Here is a 15,444-nt window from a genome sequence, read left to right as displayed (position 1 = left end):
ATCCATGCCGCCACACGATCCCGCACTCGGTGAGGACACCGCACCAGAGAGTTAATCGGTTGCTTTCTTACAAGCAGAGTTAACCGGTTGCTTTATTACAAGCTTGGCCGTTGATCGGCCTGCGTTGGAAAGATGACAAAAAGCGCCGTTATCCGAACGCGGATCTCGTGCCCTGCTTGCACCATGCAAAACGACCATCTCCACTGGTCCTTGCCCGCCCACCGTCGCGGGACCTTACGCGGCATGGATGCCGCGTAAGAGCCTACAAGGACGTACTTGCGGCGTGTCCCGCGATGGAGGGCGGGCACAAGGGCCCTGCAGCCAAGCAACAGATCAGCCGCTCCACAGGTAACCTGTCCGCACAGACCTATCACTTGCTGCAAAAGTGATCCATCCGCGCCGATCTATTCACTCCTCAGGGCTTGGCCGCAGCCTTGTCATCGCCGGTAGCGAACACCGTGCGGCAATCCACGCGAATCTGCGCCCCGGTGCTGCGCCAATAGAACAGGTCGCAGTGGCGCTTGCCTTCCACGGTTTTCTTCACCGCCACCGCGTAGAACGACTGCGCGATCTCGTTGCGGCTGGCGGTGCCGTCGTTGTTCCAGTCCATGTCCTTGAATTCGACACCCTGGGTGATCGCCATGCCCACCGACCACGCATAGGCCAGCCACGCCAGGATCAGCACGATCACGCCGAGCAGGATCTTGCGACGGGTAGTGAAGCGGCCGCGCAGGATCATGCGGTGCGCCGGATGGTCGCGCCCAGCGCCCCCAGCTTCTCCTCGATGTTTTCGTAACCACGGTCCAGATGGTAGATGCGGTCGATGGTGGTGTCGCCGTCGGCGACCAGACCGGCCAGGATCAACGACGCCGAGGCGCGCAGATCGGTCGCCATCACCGGCGCACCGCTGAGGCGTTCGGCGCCGCGCACGATCGCGGTGTGGCCTTCGACCTGGATGTCCGCACCCAGGCGCAGCAGTTCGTTGACGTGCATGAAGCGGTTTTCGAAGATCGTTTCGTTGATCACGCCCACGCCGTCGGCCACGCAGTTGAGCGCCATGAATTGCGCCTGCATGTCGGTCGGAAACGCCGGATACGGCGCGGTGGTCAGGCTGACAGCACGCGGACGCTTGCCCTGCATGTCCAGGGTGATGCTGTCGGCGGTGGTGGTGATGGTGGCGCCGGCTTCGGTCAACTTGTCCAGCACCGCATCCAGGGTTTCCGGACGCGCGCGGCGCACGGTGACGCTGCCGCCGGTCATCGCCGCAGCGACCAGGAAGGTACCGGTCTCGATACGATCCGGCAGCACCGCATGGTGCCCGCCGCCCAGCCGCTCGACGCCCTGCACCACGATGCGCGGCGTGCCGGCGCCTTCGATCTGCGCGCCCAATGCGATCAGGCAGTCGGCCAGGTCGGTGACTTCCGGCTCCATCGCCGCGTTTTCCAGCACCGTGGTGCCCTCGGCCAGCACGGCGGCCATCAGCACGTTTTCGGTGCCGGTGACGCTGACCATGTCGAACACGTAGCGGGCGCCCTTCAGACGTCCGTTGCTGGTGGCCTTGATGTAGCCGTTTTCCACGCTGATATCGGCGCCCAGGGCCTGCAGACCCTTGATGTGCTGGTCCACCGGGCGCGAGCCGATCGCGCAGCCGCCAGGCAGCGACACTTCGGCGGTACCGTAGCGCGCCAGCAGCGGGCCCAGCACCAGGATCGAGGCGCGCATGGTCTTGACCAGCTCATACGGCGCGACCTGATGGGTGACCGAGCGCGGGTCGACCAGGATCGAGCGGCCCTTGGCCAACGTGCCTTCGTCGATGGTGACCTCGGCGCCCAGCTCGCTGAGCAGCTTCACCGTGGTGATCACGTCGTGCAGGTGCGGCACGTTGCTGATCTCCACCGGCGCATCGGCCAGCAGGGTGGCGCACAGGATCGGCAGCACCGCGTTCTTGGCGCCGGAAATATTGACTTCACCGTGCAGCGCTTGGCCGCCGGTCACTACGATTTTTGCCATGGGATCTTCAGGGAATCCGAAAGAGTGGGATCGGGGGAATGCGTGAGTGGCCGGGCGCTTGTCGGCGCTTGTGGTCGAGGCGGATGGACCGCCCCGGCCAGTCAAGCGCCGATCACTGCTCAGCCCTCGTCGGGGGTCAGCGTCTTGAGCTGCAGCGCGTGGATCGCCCCGCCCATCAGCTCGCCCAGGGTCGCGTAGACCATGCGGTGGCGCGCCAGCGGGGCTTTGCCGGCAAATGCGGGGCTGACCACGGTCGCCTCGAAGTGCACGCCGTCGTCGCCGTGCACGTCGACGCGGGCTTCGGGCAAGCCGGATTCGATGAGTTTACGGATGGTTTCGGCGTCCACAGGGCGTTTCCTCATAAAATGAGCGCACATTCTACTCTTCACCCGAGTCCCGCATGGCCGTCTCGCACCTGCCTTCCGCCCCCCTCAGCGACGCCAGCCTGGTCGCCAGCGGCCAGCGCGTGCTCGAGATCGAGCGCGAGGCGCTGGCCAGCGTGGGCGCCCGCATCGGCGCCGAGTTCGCTGCAGCGTGCCGGCTGGTGCTGGCCTCGCGCGGGCGCGTGGTGGCCACCGGCATGGGCAAATCCGGGCATATCGCGCGCAAGATCGCCGCCACCCTGGCCTCGACCGGCACGCCCGCGTTCTTCGTGCATCCCGGCGAAGCCGGCCACGGCGACCTGGGCATGATCACCGAGGCCGATATCGTGCTGGCGCTGTCGTATTCGGGCGAATCGGACGAAGTGCGCATGCTGCTGCCGGTGCTCAAGCGCCAGGGCAACCCGATCATCGCCATGACCGGGCGCCCGGCCTCGTCGCTTGCCCAGGCCGCCGATGTGCACCTGGACATCAGCGTGTCGGCCGAAGCCTGCCCGCTGCATCTGGCACCCACCTCCAGCACCACCGCCTCGCTGGCGATGGGCGATGCGCTGGCGGTGGCACTGCTCGATGCGCGCGGCTTCACCGCCGACGACTTCGCCCGTTCGCATCCGGCCGGCAGCCTGGGCCGGCGCCTGCTGCTGCACATCACCGACGTGATGCATGGCGGCGATGACCTGCCGCGCGTGCGCGAAGACGCCAGCCTGAGCGAGGCGCTGATGGAAATGAGCCGCAAACGGCTGGGCATGACTGCGGTGGTCGATCACGACGGCCGGCTGATCGGGCTGTTCACCGACGGCGACCTGCGCCGCGCGCTGGACAGCGACATCGACGTACGCAGCGCCGGCATTGCCGAGGTGATGACGCGCAATCCCAGGACCATCGGCGCCGACCAGCTGGCTGCCGAGGCCGCGCGGCTGATGGAGGATTACAAGATCAACGGGTTGATCGTGGTCGATGCGCAGCAGCGCGCGGTCGGCGCATTGAACATTCACGACCTGTTGCGCGCCAAGGTGGTTTAACAGGTTCAGTTTTCCACCGCCGGAACCCCGTTCTCACTGATTCGTGCCGATGCCCTATTCCCCTTTGCAGCACCTGCCCACCGACCTGATCGACCGCGCCGCACGCGTGCGCCTGGCCTGTTTCGATGTCGATGGCACCCTGACCGACGGCCGCCTGTATTACGACCACGCCGGTAACGAGAGCAAATCCTTCAATGTGCTCGACGGCCAGGGGCTCAAGCAGCTCGATCAGGCCGGCATCCATGTCGCGCTGATTACCGCGCGCGCCAGCCTGTCGGCGGAAAAACGCGGCCAGGACCTGGGCCTGCACGTGCAGATCGGGGTCAAGAACAAGCGCCTGGCGGTGCTGGCGCTGTGCCAGGAGCACGGCCTGTCGCTGGACCAGGTGTTGTTCATGGGCGACGACCTGCCCGACCTGCCGGCCCTGCTGGCGGTCGGACTGCCGGTCGCGCCCGCCAACGCCCATCCCTGGATCGCAGAGCGCGTGCAGTGGCATACCCGCGCACGCGGCGGCGAAGGTGCCGCGCGTGAGGTCTGCGATGCGGTGCTTGCCGCGCAGGGCCAGGTCGAGGGCATCATCGAAAGGTTTTCCGCATGAGCTGGAACTGGCGCACCACCCTGGGCGTGGTGCTGTTCGTAGTGGCAGCGGTGTCCGGCTGGTCGGCGTGGCAGCAACGCGCACGCCCGGCCGCCGCCGCAGTCGACGACTCGCGCGTCGATTACGTGCTGCGCGATTTCGAATTGATCGCGCTCGATAAACAGAGCGGCAAGGAATCGATGACGCTGCGGGCGCCGGAAATGCACCGCAACCGCGCCGACCAGACCTCGGAGATCACCACCCCGGTGTTCTTCATGCCCGACAACGCCAATCAGCCGTGGACGCTGCGTTCCAAGACCGGCTGGATCAGTCCCAAGGGCGACGAGTTGCGCTTGCGCGGCGATGTGTCCGGCGACAGCCCGACCACCGGCGATACCCCGCCGACGACGTTCCGCACCCAGAGCCTGGACGTCTTCCCGCAGCAGAACCTCGCCAAGACCGCCGCCCCGGTGAGCATGACCCGCCCGGGTATCATGCAGAGCGGCGTCGGCTTCGAAGCCGATCTCAAATCACGCCAGTACAAGCTCCTTTCTCAGGTCAAGACCCGCTATGAACCGAATGCTGCCCGCTAAACTGGCGTTTGCCGCGCTGCTGTTGCCTGCCATGGCGATGGCCAAGACCAGCGACCGCAATCAGCCGATGGCGATCGACTCCAATGCCAACGATTGCAACATGCTCGACGACAGCGGCAAGTGCCGCTTCAGCGGCAATGTGGTGATCACCCAGGGCACGCTGGAAATCCACGCCGATACCGCCGACATCTTCCAGAAGAACGGCCAGACCGACCGTGTGATCCTCAACGGCAAGCAGGCTACGCTCAAGCAGCAGATGGACGATGGCGCGATGATGAACGGCAAGGCCGACAACATCGAATACAAGGTCGCCGACGAGATCATCATCCTGACCGGCAACTACAAGGTCGACTCGCCCAAGGGCACCAACGCCGGCCAGCGCATGGTCTACAACACCAAGACCGGCAACATGCAAAGTGGCGGCGATGGCAGCCGCGTGCGCACGATCATCCAGCCCAAGACTGCAGCCCCGGGGACAGCGACGCCTGCTGCCGCGCCGGCGACCACCCCGGCACCGGCAGCAGCCAAGCCCGCTGCCAAGCCGCAGGGGAAGAAGTAATGCTGGTCGCCACCGGTCTGCGCAAGAAGTACAAGCAACGCGAAGTGGTCAAGGAATTCGGCCTCACCCTGGAGGCCGGCGAAGTGGTCGGCCTGCTCGGCCCCAACGGCGCCGGCAAGACCACCTGCTTCTACATGATCGTCGGCCTGGTCGAGGCCGATGCCGGGCGTATCGAGCTGGACGGCCGCGACCTCACCGCCGAGCCGATGTACGCGCGCGCCAAACTCGGTGTCGGCTATCTGCCGCAGGAACCGTCGATCTTCCGCAAGCTGACCGTGGCCGACAACATCCGGCTGGTACTGGAATTACGGGAGGACCTGGACGATGCAGGCCGCGAGAAGGAATTGTCCTCGCTGCTGGAAGAACTGCAGATCACCCATGTGGCCGATCAGTTGGGCGCCAGCCTGTCCGGTGGCGAACGGCGTCGCTGCGAGATCGCCCGCGCACTCGCGGCCAAGCCGCGCATGATGCTGCTCGACGAACCCTTCGCTGGCGTGGACCCGATTTCGGTCGGCGAGATCCAACGCATCATCATCCACCTCAAGGAACGCGGCATCGGCGTGTTGATTACCGATCACAACGTGCGCGAAACCTTGGGGATCTGCGACCGCGCGTATATTCTCGCCGAGGGAGGCGTGCTGGCGCAGGGAGCACCAGACGCATTGCTGTCCAATCCCGACGTCCGCCGCGTCTATCTGGGGGAAACCTTCCGCCTTTGAGCGCGTCGCCGCGCCATCGCTTCTTCCAGTCATTGCCCGCATGAAAGCCCGGCTCCAGACATCGCTAGGACAGCAGTTGGTCATGACGCCGCAATTGCGTCAGGCGATCAAGCTATTGCAGATGTCCACCACCGAGCTGGAACTGGAAATCGCCGAAGCGGTGGAAACCAATCCGCTGCTCGAATGGGCCGACGAGGCGGCGCATGCGGCCAGCGCCTCGCAGGTGGAAGCGTCGTCGGCCGCCTCCACCGACGACACCCCGCGCGAAGAGCCCACGCCTGCCGAGCGCGATGACGACTGGTCGCAGGACGAGTTGCAGTGGACCGGTACCGGCAGCGGCGGCAGCTTCGACGACGACGAGTCCGGCGACGCCGCCGACCGGGTGGCCGAATCCGAGACGCTGGCCGACCATCTGCTGTGGCAGTTGCATCTGTCGCCGCTGTCGCCACGCGACCGCCAGATCGGTGCGCTGCTGATCGATGCGCTGGACGAAGACGGTTATCTGCGCGAGCCGCTGTCGGCCATTCTCGAAACCCTGGCGCTCGGCGCAGCGGTGGACGAAGCCGAAGTACTGACCGTGCTGCACCAGATCCAGCGCTTCGACCCGGTCGGCGTGGGCGCGCGCACGCTGGGCGAATGTCTGGCACTGCAGCTGGCCGTGCTCGACCCTGCCATCCCGGGGCGCGAACTTGCGCTGCAGATCGTCGCCGGCCCGCTGGAACGCCTGCCGCGCGCCGGTGTGGCCGGGCTGGCGCACGAACTCAAGCGCTCCGCCGCCGATGTCGAACAGGCCGTGCAGCTGGTGCGCTCGCTGGACCCGCGCCCGGGCAAGCAGATCGGCGACCTGGCGCAGGACACCTACGTGGTGCCGGACTGCGTGATCTGGCGCCAGCATGGCGTCTGGCGCGCCTCGCTGGCCGGCCGCTCGCAGCCCAAGGTCACCATCCACCGTGGGTACGAGAACCTGATCCGCAGCTGTGGCGAATCCGACGCCGGCTATCTGCGCGGGCAGTTGCAGGAGGCGCGCTGGCTGCTCAAGAGCCTGGAAGCGCGCGGCGAAACCCTGCTGCGGGTGGTGCGCTGCCTGCTGCGGCATCAGGCCGGGTTCCTGGAATTCGGCGCGCAGGCCTTGCGCCCGCTGACGCTACGCGAGATCGCAGGCGAGCTCGGCCTGCACGAATCCACCATTTCCCGCGCGATCGCCCGCAAATACGTGCGCACCCCGCGCGGCACCATCGCACTGCGCTCGTTCTTCGCCTCCGGCATCGACACCGACAGCGGCGGCGAGGCCTCCAGCACCGCCATCCAGGCCATGATCCGGCGGCTGATCGAGGCGGAAAACCCGCGCAAGCCGCTGTCCGACGCCAAGTTGGCAGATCTGCTGAAAACCTCCGGCGTACCAGTGGCGCGGCGCACCGTTGCGAAGTATCGTGAGGCCATGAACATTTCCGCCTCCCACGAACGCGTCCGTATCGCCTGACGTTGCAACCACCGCAACGCCGGCCTGCGCCGGGTAAGTCGGATCACCGGAAAGGTTCATTGGCCCACCGACCAATGGAGGTATCCGATGCGTATCGAGACGTATGGCCACCAGCTTGAAGTGACCCCCGCGCTGCGGGAGTACGTGGCAAGCAAGCTGCAGCGACTGCAGCGCCATTTCGACCAGCACTGTGAAGTCCGAACGCAGCTGGCCGTTCGCAAGCCAGACCACCACGTGGTCGCCACCGTCAACCTTCCCGGTCGTACCCTTCACGCCGATGCCAGCGGCTCCACCATGTATGCGGCCATCGACCTGCTGGTCGACAAGCTCGACCGCCTGGTGCTCAAGCACAAGGAAAAGAAATGTAACCACCATGCACGCGAGGTGCGCGACAATCTCGCATGACGCTTCCCGCTTGATGCCCTCATGCCTTTAACCGATCTGATGGCGGCCGTGCGCACCGTGGTGTCGCCGGCCGCCGATCGCGACACCGTCCTGCATACCGCCGCCGACCTGCTGTCCTGTCGCCAGGCCGGCGCCGACGAGCTCTACGCCAATCTGTGCGAACGCGAAGCGCTGGGCAGCACGGCCATCGGCCACGGCATCGCCATTCCACATGGGCGTTGCCCCAATCTCACCGAACCACGCGGGGCACTGCTGCGGCTGGACACGCCCGTGCCTTTCGGCAGCGACGAGCCGGTGGATCTGATCTTCGCCATGGCGGTGCCTGCGCACTACACCCATCAGCATCTGATGCTGTTGTCGGAACTGGCCGAACGGTTTTCCGATGCGGACTTTCGTCAGCAGTTGCGCGCCGCCCCCAATGCGGACGCCCTGATGGCGCTGCTCACCGAGGCGCCACCACCACAGGCCAGCGCCGCATGAATACCAGCATCACCGCACGCGAACTGTTCGACCAGCAGCGCGACAAGCTGGCGCTGCGCTGGGTGGCCGGCCAGAAGGGCGAGCACCGCGAGATCGAGGCCGGCAGCAACAATGCACGACGTCCGTCGCTGGCCGGCTATCTCAACGTGATCTATCCCAACAAGGTGCAGATCCTGGGCACCGAAGAGCTGGCCTGGCTGGACTCGCTGGACGCACGGCAACGCTGGGAAACGATCGAAAAGATCATCCAGGTGCAACCGCTGGCGCTGGCGATCAGCAAGAACCAGTCGTGCCCGGAGGATTTGCGCGCGGCCGCCGACGAATCCAATACGCCGCTGTGGATCTCGCCCAAGCGCGGCCACGAACTGCTCAATCACCTGTCCTACCACCTGGCACGCACGCTGGCGCCACGGGTCACGCTGCACGGCGTGTTCATGGAAATCTATTCGATCGGCGTGCTGATCACCGGCGAAGCCGGTTCGGGCAAGAGCGAACTGGCGCTGGAACTGCTTAGCCGCGGTCATCGGCTTGTCGCAGACGATGCGCCAGAATTCACCCAGATCGCGCCCGACGTGCTCGACGGCACCTGCCCCGAGCTGCTGCAGGATCTGCTGGAAGTGCGCGGCCTGGGGGTCTTGAACGTGCGCGACATGTTTGGCGACACCGCCGTGAAGAAGAACAAGTACCTGCGCCTGATCGTGCACCTGACCCGCCCGATGACCGAGCCCACCCCATCCGGCTACGAACGCCTCACCGGCGATTCCGGCAGCCGCCACGTGCTGGACCTGGACGTGCCGCTGATCACCCTGCCGGTGATGCCCGGACGCAACCTGGCCGTGCTCACCGAGGCCGCCACCCGGCTGCATATCCTGCGCACCAAGGGCATCGACCCGGCGGCGATGTTCATCGCCCGCCACAGCAACCTGCTGGAGAGACGCACGCCATGAGTACCGCGCCCTCCACGTTGATGATCGTGAGCGGGCTGTCCGGCTCGGGCAAATCGGTTGCGTTGAAGACCTTCGAAGACCTGGACTACTACTGCTCGGACAACCTGCCGGTCGAACTGCTGCCGGACTTCGTCAAGAGCCGCCTGCGGGGCAACCCGATCGGCGACCAGCGCCTGGCGGTGGGCATCGATGTGCGCAGCCGCAGCGACCTCACGCAGCTGGCGCAGTGGCGCCAGGCCGCGCAGGAATACGGCATCGAGGCACGCCTGCTGTTCTTCGAGGCCAGCGACGAGGCCTTGATCAAACGCTACGCGGACACGCGCCGCCGCCATCCGCTCAGCCATCTCGGGCTGGCCTTGCCCGAAGCGATCACCCGCGAGCGCGAGCTGACCGAACCGCTGCGAACGCAAGCCGATGCCATCATCGACACCAGCACGCTCAATGTGCACCAGTTGCGCCGCCGCGTGGTCACCGAATTTGCGCTCGGCAGCAACGATCGCTTGTCGCTGTTGTTCGAGTCGTTCGCCTACAAGCGCGGGGTGCCGGCCGAGGCCGACTTCGTGTTCGATGCACGCGTATTGCCCAATCCGCACTGGGACCCGGAGCTGCGCCCGCTCACCGGCCGCGATGCCGGCGTGCGCGAGTACCTGGACGGGCAACCGGATGTGGTGCGCTACAGCGCGCAGATCGTGGACCTGCTCGACACCTGGCTGCCGCGGCTACGCAACGACACCCGCAGCTACGTGACCATCGCCTTCGGCTGCACCGGCGGCAAGCATCGTTCGGTGTATCTGGCCGAACGCATGGCCCGGCATGCGCGCGAACAGGGCTGGCCGGAAGTGGCGACGTTTCATCGCGAGCAGGACTGAAGGGCTGGGATTGGGGAATCGGGATTCGGAAATCGTCAAAGCGGTGTCATGCGGCTTGGAATGTGCGAACGGCCGATGACATCTGTGCTTTGACGCTTGGCCTTGCGAGTTGGCTTCGGCATCGGGTCCCTGCCCCGCGCTTGCTGTGGATGTTTTGGTCTTGATGGCTGATTTGGGCGATGCAGGTCGCCTCTTTGCCACGGCTGCTTTCTTTTTTGCTGCGGTCGCAGATCGATCGGCCTGACGCAGGCATTGGGTCTGCGAGAAAAAGCTTCTGATCGGTGCATTTCGTCGGCGCGTTCTGATCGCGCGCTGCAGCGTTCGCTTGTGATGCGGTTCGCATCGGCAGACTCTGGACTCACGACCATCGCCATGCCGGCAGCGGCGCACTTGCTGCTTACGCTGCACGCTGCAGCGGTCCTAAACGGCTATTCAGTTCGCAACGCATCGGTGCGGGCAAACGCTATCGCGCGGTCATGCCGACCTGTTAACGTTTCGGCATGGCCTGTGGCATTCTCCTCATTACTCATCCCGGCATCGGCGCGGCGTTGTTGAACGTGGCGACGGGGCTGTTGCGGCAGTTGCCGCTGAAGACCGAAGCCTTCGAAGTTCCGTTCGATGCAGACCTGGACGCGTTACTGCCCCAGGCATCGGCGGCGATGCGTCGGGTCGACAGCGGCGACGGCGTGCTGGTCATCACCGACCTGTATGGCGCCAGCCCCAGCAATCTCGCCAGCCGGTTGGCCAAGCTGGGCACGCCGGTTCGCCGGGTGTCCGCGCTCAGCCTGCCGATGCTGTTGCGGGTGATGAACTACCCCGAACAAGGATTGCAGGAGCTACCCGCCACTGCGGCGGCAGGCACCCGCAACGGAGCGATCATCGACGATGCTTGAACGCGAACTCATAGTTTCCAACCGACTCGGACTGCATGCGCGGGCAACCGCCAAGCTGGTGCAGACGCTGTCGTCCTATCGCGCCAATGCGACGCTGGCGGCCAAGGGCCGCGAGGTGAATGCCAAGAGCATCATGGGCGTGATGTTGCTGGCCGCCGGCCAGGGCACCAGCGTGGTGGTGCGGCTGGATGGCGAAGACGAAGCCGAGGCCCTGCAGGCGCTGGTGGACCTGTTCGAGCGTCGCTTCGACGAGGACAGCTGAGCATGCGTGGCGTCGGTGCCGTTTCGACCGACACGGCGCCGCCGCGCCAGGCACACGCATGAGCCTGCGCCTGCGCGGACACGGCGCCTCGCGCGGCAACGCACTCGGGCGTGCGCGCGTGCGCCAGAGCCACACCCTGGAAGTGGCCGAGCAACGCGTGCCCGCCAGCCAGGTGGAAACGCAGCTGCAACGCCTGCATGTGGCGATCGAGGCAGCGCGCACCGAGATGCAGCAATTGCGCGATCGCCTGCATGGCGCGCTTGCGCGCGAGGTCGGCGAATTCCTCGAACTGCATGCGCTGCTGCTGGACGACCCGGAGCTGCTGCAAGGGCTGGACGAGCTGATCCGCACCCACCGTTACAGCGCCGATTACGCCCTGCGCGTGCAGCGCGACCGGCTGGCGGCGGTGTTCGACGGCATGGAGGATGCGTACCTCAAGAGCCGCATGGACGATCTGGACCACGTCATCGGCCGCATCCATGCGTTCCTGCACAAGCGCGCGCCCGACCTCAAGGGCGTGGCCGGCGAGATCCTGGTCTGCGACAACGTGGCGCCGTCCGAGCTGGCGCAGCTGCAGGCGCAAGGGGTGGTCGGCATCGTCACCACCGCCGGCAGTGCGCTGTCGCATAGCGCCATCCTGGCGCGCAGCCTGCACCTGCCGTTGGTGGTCGGCGTGGCCGATGCGCTGCAACGGATCGACGATGGCGATGTGCTGATCGTCGATGCCGGCTCGGGCCAGGTGATCGTCGATCCCAAGCCCGAACATCTGCGCGACTACCGCGAACGCCTGCGCGCGCTGGCCAAGGAGCAGCGCGAGCTGGGCCGGCTGCGTTCCAAGCCCACCCGCACCCGCGACAACGTCGATATCACCCTGCTGGCCAATGCCGAGTCGCTGGAAGACGTGGCGCGTGCGCATGCACTGGGCGCCAGCGGCCTGGGTTTGTATCGCACCGAATTCCTGTTCCTGCAGCGCAACGAGTTGCCGGACGAAGACGAGCAGTTCCACACCTATCGTGCCACCGTGCTGGGCATGAGCGGGCGCCCGGTCACCATCCGCACGCTGGATCTGGGCGCCGACAAGGCCGACCGTACCGGGCTGACCTTGAGCGACGAAGACAACCCGGCGCTGGGCCTGCGCGGTGTGCGCCTGTCGCTGGCCCGCCCGGCGGTGGCGCAGACGCAACTGCGCGCGATCCTGCGCGCGTCCGGCTACGGCCCGGTGCGCATCCTGGTGCCGATGGTCAGCGGCCGCGAGGAAATCCAGCTGCTGCGTCGGCAGATCAAGAAGCTGGCGGTGCAATTGCGCGAGCAAGGCCACGAGATCGCCGAGCACATTCCGTTGGGCGCGATGATCGAAGTGCCTGCCGCCGCCCTGGCGCTGGATTGCTTCATCGACGATATCGATTTCCTGTCGATCGGCACCAACGATCTGGTGCAGTACCTGCTGGCGGTGGATCGCAACAACGAGGCCCTGGGCGAGTTGTATTCGCCGCTGCATCCAGCCGTGTTGCGCTTGATCGCGCAGGTGATCGCCACCGGCCGCAGCTACGGCAAGCCGGTGGCGGTGTGCGGCGAGATCGCGGGCGACCCGCGTTTCGTGCCGATGTTGCTGGCGTTGGGGCTCACCGAGTTCAGCCTGCATCCGGCCACGCTGCTGGAAGTGCGCCGTGCGGTGCGCGACATCCACCTGGGCGAGCTGCGCGTGCAAGGCGACAAACTGCTGCGCGCACGCGACCGCAAGGGCATCGAGAAGTGGCTGGCCGGCAACGCGTCGGGTTAGCCGCATCTGGCTGGCTGTGTCATCGCAGCGCGCGCAGTGGCACAGCACTGTATGTTTCGTCACCATGCGCAAGCGATAATGCCGGGCTGATCCAGCACCGCGTCCTCCATCAAGACGCGTCCACTCTTCCAGGGAGCTGCGCATGGCCGAAGCCGTCCGCCACGACAAGACCGCGCGTCAGCTTCGATTGCTGTCCGATGCGCTGGATAGCGGACGCCTAGGACCGGTACGCCGGCTGGTCAATACGCTGGCGCCGGCGGAGATCGGCAACCTGCTCGAATCGCTGCCGCCCGGCAAGCGCGAGGTGGTGTGGGGGCTGGTCGATCCGGAAGACGACGGCGAAGTGCTGCTGCATGTCGGCGAGGAAGTGCGCGAAAGCCTGCTGGCCGACATGGACACCGACGAGATCGTGGCCGCGGTCGAAGACCTCGACATCGACGATCTGGCCAATCTGGTCGAAGACCTGCCCGACACCGTCATCGACGAAGTGCTCAAGTCGATGGACCGCGAGAACCGCGAGCGGCTCGAGCAGGTGTTGTCGTACCCGGAAGACACCGCCGGCCGCCTGATGAATCCGGACGTGGTGACGGTGCGCGCCGACGTCAATGTCGATGTGGTGCTGCGCTATCTGCGCCTGCGCGGCGAACTGCCCGATCACACCGATCACCTGTATGTGGTGAGCCGACGCCATCAGTACCTGGGCCGGGTGTCGCTGGCCGCGCTGGTCACCCATGAAGACAACACGCCGGTCAATCGCCTGATCGACGACGAACAACCGGCGATCGATGTCGGCGATGGCTCGGACGAAGTGGCGCGGCGCTTCTCCGACCATGACTGGATCTCCGCCCCGGTGGTGGACGACAACAACATCCTGCTCGGCCGCATCACCATCGATGACGTGGTCGACATCATCCGCGAGCAGGCCGAGCACCAGGCGTTGAGCGCCGCCGGCCTGGACGAGGACGAAGACATGTTCAGCCCGGCACGGCGCGCGTTCCGCCGCCGCCTGATCTGGCTGGGTATCAATCTGTGCACCGCGTTTCTGGCCTCCAGCGTGGTCAGCCAGTTCGAAGGCACCATCGAAAAGCTGGTCGCCCTGGCCGCGCTGATGCCGATCGTGGCCGGCATGGGCGGCAACGCCGGCACCCAGGTGCTGGCACTGATGGTGCGCGGCTTGGCGCTGGGCCAGATCGGCTCGTCCAACGTGATGACCCTGATGAAGAAGGAGCTCACCGTCGCCTTGATCAACGGCATGGTGCTGGGCATCGGGCTGGGCCTGATCGTCCTGGTCTGGTTCCGCCAGCCGATGCTGTCGCTGGTGATCGGTACCGCACTGACCTTGAACATGCTCACTGCGGCGTTCGGCGGCGTACTGGTGCCGGTGACCTTGAAACGGCTCGGCTTCGATCCTGCGCTGGCCGGTGGCGTGATCCTGACCACGTTGACCGATGTCATGGGCTTCCTGAGCTTCCTCGGCCTGGCCACGCTGATCCTGCTGCCGTGAACGCGCGCAACGGGCAGCAGAGGACCGCGCCGCATGATCCGTGGCACGCCTCGCCGCAGCGCGGCATGCCAGTACATCTGAATGCGGTAATACTGCAGTCCTGTAATTGTTGGGGAGTGGTGCGTGATTCGTCGTTTCCTTGTACTTGCCGCCCTTGCGCTGGTGCTTGCCGGCTGTTCCAGCATGGCTGATCGCCATCACGACGGACGGCGCGGCCATTTCGTCAGCCGCACGCTGGAAATGGAAGGGCGTCTGTACCGCTATCAAGTGTTCGTGCCGGCCTCCAAGGTGCCGCAGCCGCGCCCGATCGTGTTGTTCCTGCACGGATCGGGCGAGCGCGGCGACAACGGACGCGACCAGGCCGAGGTCGGCGTTGGCCCGTACCTGAGCGAACACACCGCCGAGTTTCCTGCGTTGGTGGTGCTGCCGCAGGTGCCTGACGACGAAGAATGGATGGGCGTGAACGCACGCATGGCGCTGGCCGCGCTGGATGCGGCCAGCACCGAGTTCCAAGCCGACCCACAACGCACCTATCTCACCGGCATTTCGATGGGCGGCTACGGCGCGTGGGAGATCGGGCTGATGCAGCCGCAGCGTTTCGCAGCGATCGTGCCGATCTGCGGCGCACTCAAGGCGCCGCGCGATGAGCGCCGCACGCTCTACGTCAGCCTGGTCGCGCAGGAAGCCGACCCGTACACCGCAGCGGTCACCCGCTTGAAGCACGTGCCGATCTGGATGTTCCATGGCGCCAAGGACGACGCGGTGCCACCGCACGACGACCGCGCGTTGTACCGCGCCGCCAAAGGCATCGGCGCCAATGTGCGCTACAGCGAGTATCCCGACGGCAACCACAACGCCTGGGACGCGACCTACGCGGATCCGGCGATGTGGGCGTGGATGTTCAAGCAGCGCCTACGCTGAGCGGGGCGGGCATCCAGCGGACCGCAGCGTGGGGACCAGACCC

Annotated in this window: 18 protein-coding genes; 15 read left to right on the top strand and 3 right to left on the bottom strand. The window is 66.0% G+C overall.

Annotation, left to right across the window (positions count from 1 at the left end; all coding sequences use genetic code 11):
- Positions 1–415: 415 nt before the first annotated feature.
- From GGR61_RS08220 to GGR61_RS08210, 3 genes are all read right to left on the bottom strand, one after another.
- Positions 416–739, bottom strand: coding sequence for an EF-hand domain-containing protein (locus GGR61_RS08220; RefSeq protein ID WP_184407042.1), 324 nt, complete (start codon positions 737–739; stop codon positions 416–418).
- Positions 736–2,010: a UDP-N-acetylglucosamine 1-carboxyvinyltransferase gene (gene murA / locus GGR61_RS08215; protein WP_184407043.1), complete on the bottom strand. Its 1,275-nt coding sequence runs from the start codon at positions 2,008–2,010 to the stop codon at positions 736–738. Before murA ends, GGR61_RS08220 begins: the two co-directional genes overlap by 4 nt.
- A gap of 119 nt (positions 2,011–2,129) precedes the next feature.
- Positions 2,130–2,357, bottom strand: a complete 228-nt coding sequence (locus GGR61_RS08210) for a BolA family protein (protein ID WP_104614516.1) — start codon at positions 2,355–2,357, stop codon at positions 2,130–2,132.
- A 53-nt stretch (positions 2,358–2,410) separates the two neighbouring features.
- On the opposite strand from GGR61_RS08210, the gene GGR61_RS08205 reads away from it, so the two are divergent.
- From GGR61_RS08205 to GGR61_RS08135, 15 genes are all read left to right on the top strand, one after another.
- Positions 2,411–3,412 carry a KpsF/GutQ family sugar-phosphate isomerase gene (locus GGR61_RS08205; protein WP_184621082.1) on the top strand — a complete coding sequence of 334 codons (1,002 nt, stop codon included), beginning with the start codon at positions 2,411–2,413 and terminating at the stop codon, positions 3,410–3,412.
- 49 nt (positions 3,413–3,461) lie between these two features.
- A complete protein-coding gene (locus tag GGR61_RS08200; RefSeq protein ID WP_184621081.1) occupies positions 3,462–4,010 on the top strand; it encodes an HAD hydrolase family protein in 549 nt (182 codons plus the stop codon).
- Entirely contained in the window at positions 4,007–4,582 is a 576-nt protein-coding gene (gene lptC, locus GGR61_RS08195) for an LPS export ABC transporter periplasmic protein LptC (RefSeq protein WP_184407046.1), read from the top strand. Before GGR61_RS08200 ends, lptC begins: the two co-directional genes overlap by 4 nt.
- Positions 4,560–5,141: a lipopolysaccharide transport periplasmic protein LptA gene (gene lptA / locus GGR61_RS08190; protein WP_184621080.1), complete on the top strand. Its 582-nt coding sequence runs from the start codon at positions 4,560–4,562 to the stop codon at positions 5,139–5,141. Before lptC ends, lptA begins: the two co-directional genes overlap by 23 nt.
- The gene (gene lptB / locus GGR61_RS08185; protein WP_184621079.1) at positions 5,141–5,860 is read left to right on the top strand and encodes an LPS export ABC transporter ATP-binding protein; all 720 of its coding nucleotides are present in this window, start codon (positions 5,141–5,143) and stop codon (positions 5,858–5,860) included. Before lptA ends, lptB begins: the two co-directional genes overlap by 1 nt.
- Positions 5,861–5,900: 40 nt before the next feature.
- Positions 5,901–7,340, top strand: a complete 1,440-nt coding sequence (locus tag GGR61_RS08180) for an RNA polymerase factor sigma-54 (protein ID WP_184621078.1) — start codon at positions 5,901–5,903, stop codon at positions 7,338–7,340.
- Between the two features lie 87 nt (positions 7,341–7,427).
- Positions 7,428–7,745: a ribosome-associated translation inhibitor RaiA gene (gene raiA, locus GGR61_RS08175; protein WP_006451270.1), complete on the top strand. Its 318-nt coding sequence runs from the start codon at positions 7,428–7,430 to the stop codon at positions 7,743–7,745.
- A gap of 21 nt (positions 7,746–7,766) precedes the next feature.
- A complete protein-coding gene (locus GGR61_RS08170; protein WP_184621077.1) occupies positions 7,767–8,225 on the top strand; it encodes a PTS sugar transporter subunit IIA in 459 nt (152 codons plus the stop codon).
- Positions 8,222–9,172, top strand: a complete 951-nt coding sequence (hprK, locus tag GGR61_RS08165) for an HPr(Ser) kinase/phosphatase (RefSeq protein WP_016904610.1) — start codon at positions 8,222–8,224, stop codon at positions 9,170–9,172. Before GGR61_RS08170 ends, hprK begins: the two co-directional genes overlap by 4 nt.
- A complete protein-coding gene (gene rapZ / locus GGR61_RS08160) occupies positions 9,169–10,041 on the top strand; it encodes an RNase adapter RapZ (protein ID WP_184407051.1) in 873 nt (290 codons plus the stop codon). Before hprK ends, rapZ begins: the two co-directional genes overlap by 4 nt.
- A 500-nt stretch (positions 10,042–10,541) precedes the next feature.
- The gene (locus tag GGR61_RS08155; protein ID WP_184407052.1) at positions 10,542–10,934 is read left to right on the top strand and encodes a PTS fructose IIA subunit family protein; all 393 of its coding nucleotides are present in this window, start codon (positions 10,542–10,544) and stop codon (positions 10,932–10,934) included.
- Complete coding sequence (locus tag GGR61_RS08150; protein ID WP_184407053.1) at positions 10,927–11,196, top strand: HPr family phosphocarrier protein; 270 nt, start codon at positions 10,927–10,929, stop codon at positions 11,194–11,196. Before GGR61_RS08155 ends, GGR61_RS08150 begins: the two co-directional genes overlap by 8 nt.
- Before the next feature lie 58 nt (positions 11,197–11,254).
- Positions 11,255–12,976 (top strand): phosphoenolpyruvate--protein phosphotransferase, encoded by a 1,722-nt coding sequence (ptsP, locus tag GGR61_RS08145; RefSeq protein WP_184407054.1) that lies wholly within the window; start codon positions 11,255–11,257, stop codon positions 12,974–12,976.
- Positions 12,977–13,118: 142 nt separating this feature from the next.
- Positions 13,119–14,480, top strand: coding sequence for a magnesium transporter (mgtE, locus tag GGR61_RS08140; RefSeq protein ID WP_184407055.1), 1,362 nt, complete (start codon positions 13,119–13,121; stop codon positions 14,478–14,480).
- 183 nt (positions 14,481–14,663) lie between these two features.
- Positions 14,664–15,401 (top strand): prolyl oligopeptidase family serine peptidase, encoded by a 738-nt coding sequence (locus GGR61_RS08135; protein ID WP_221237324.1) that lies wholly within the window; start codon positions 14,664–14,666, stop codon positions 15,399–15,401.
- Positions 15,402–15,444 lie beyond the last annotated feature (43 nt).

The organism is Xanthomonas sp. 3058 (assembly GCF_014199765.1).
Lineage (GTDB): Bacteria > Pseudomonadota > Gammaproteobacteria > Xanthomonadales > Xanthomonadaceae > Xanthomonas > Xanthomonas campestris_B.
The sequence above is the reverse complement of the archived record's forward strand: the minus strand, read 5'-3'. Positions and strand labels throughout refer to the sequence as shown.

Excerpts from the sequence above, each read along its gene's own strand:
- GGR61_RS08220 (WP_184407042.1), bottom strand. The coding sequence starts at position 739 with ATGATCCTGCGCGGCCGCTTCACTACCCGTCGCAAGATCCTGCTCGGC.
- murA (WP_184407043.1), bottom strand. The coding sequence starts at position 2,010 with ATGGCAAAAATCGTAGTGACCGGCGGCCAAGCGCTGCACGGTGAAGTC.
- GGR61_RS08205 (WP_184621082.1), top strand. The coding sequence starts at position 2,411 with ATGGCCGTCTCGCACCTGCCTTCCGCCCCCCTCAGCGACGCCAGCCTG.
- GGR61_RS08200 (WP_184621081.1), top strand. The coding sequence starts at position 3,462 with ATGCCCTATTCCCCTTTGCAGCACCTGCCCACCGACCTGATCGACCGC.
- lptC (WP_184407046.1), top strand. The coding sequence starts at position 4,007 with ATGAGCTGGAACTGGCGCACCACCCTGGGCGTGGTGCTGTTCGTAGTG.
- lptA (WP_184621080.1), top strand. The coding sequence starts at position 4,560 with ATGAACCGAATGCTGCCCGCTAAACTGGCGTTTGCCGCGCTGCTGTTG.
- lptB (WP_184621079.1), top strand. The coding sequence starts at position 5,141 with ATGCTGGTCGCCACCGGTCTGCGCAAGAAGTACAAGCAACGCGAAGTG.
- GGR61_RS08180 (WP_184621078.1), top strand. The coding sequence starts at position 5,901 with ATGAAAGCCCGGCTCCAGACATCGCTAGGACAGCAGTTGGTCATGACG.
- raiA (WP_006451270.1), top strand. The coding sequence starts at position 7,428 with ATGCGTATCGAGACGTATGGCCACCAGCTTGAAGTGACCCCCGCGCTG.
- GGR61_RS08170 (WP_184621077.1), top strand. The coding sequence starts at position 7,767 with ATGCCTTTAACCGATCTGATGGCGGCCGTGCGCACCGTGGTGTCGCCG.
- hprK (WP_016904610.1), top strand. The coding sequence starts at position 8,222 with ATGAATACCAGCATCACCGCACGCGAACTGTTCGACCAGCAGCGCGAC.
- rapZ (WP_184407051.1), top strand. The coding sequence starts at position 9,169 with ATGAGTACCGCGCCCTCCACGTTGATGATCGTGAGCGGGCTGTCCGGC.
- GGR61_RS08155 (WP_184407052.1), top strand. The coding sequence starts at position 10,542 with ATGGCCTGTGGCATTCTCCTCATTACTCATCCCGGCATCGGCGCGGCG.
- GGR61_RS08150 (WP_184407053.1), top strand. The coding sequence starts at position 10,927 with ATGCTTGAACGCGAACTCATAGTTTCCAACCGACTCGGACTGCATGCG.
- ptsP (WP_184407054.1), top strand. The coding sequence starts at position 11,255 with ATGAGCCTGCGCCTGCGCGGACACGGCGCCTCGCGCGGCAACGCACTC.
- mgtE (WP_184407055.1), top strand. The coding sequence starts at position 13,119 with ATGGCCGAAGCCGTCCGCCACGACAAGACCGCGCGTCAGCTTCGATTG.
- GGR61_RS08135 (WP_221237324.1), top strand. The coding sequence starts at position 14,664 with ATGGCTGATCGCCATCACGACGGACGGCGCGGCCATTTCGTCAGCCGC.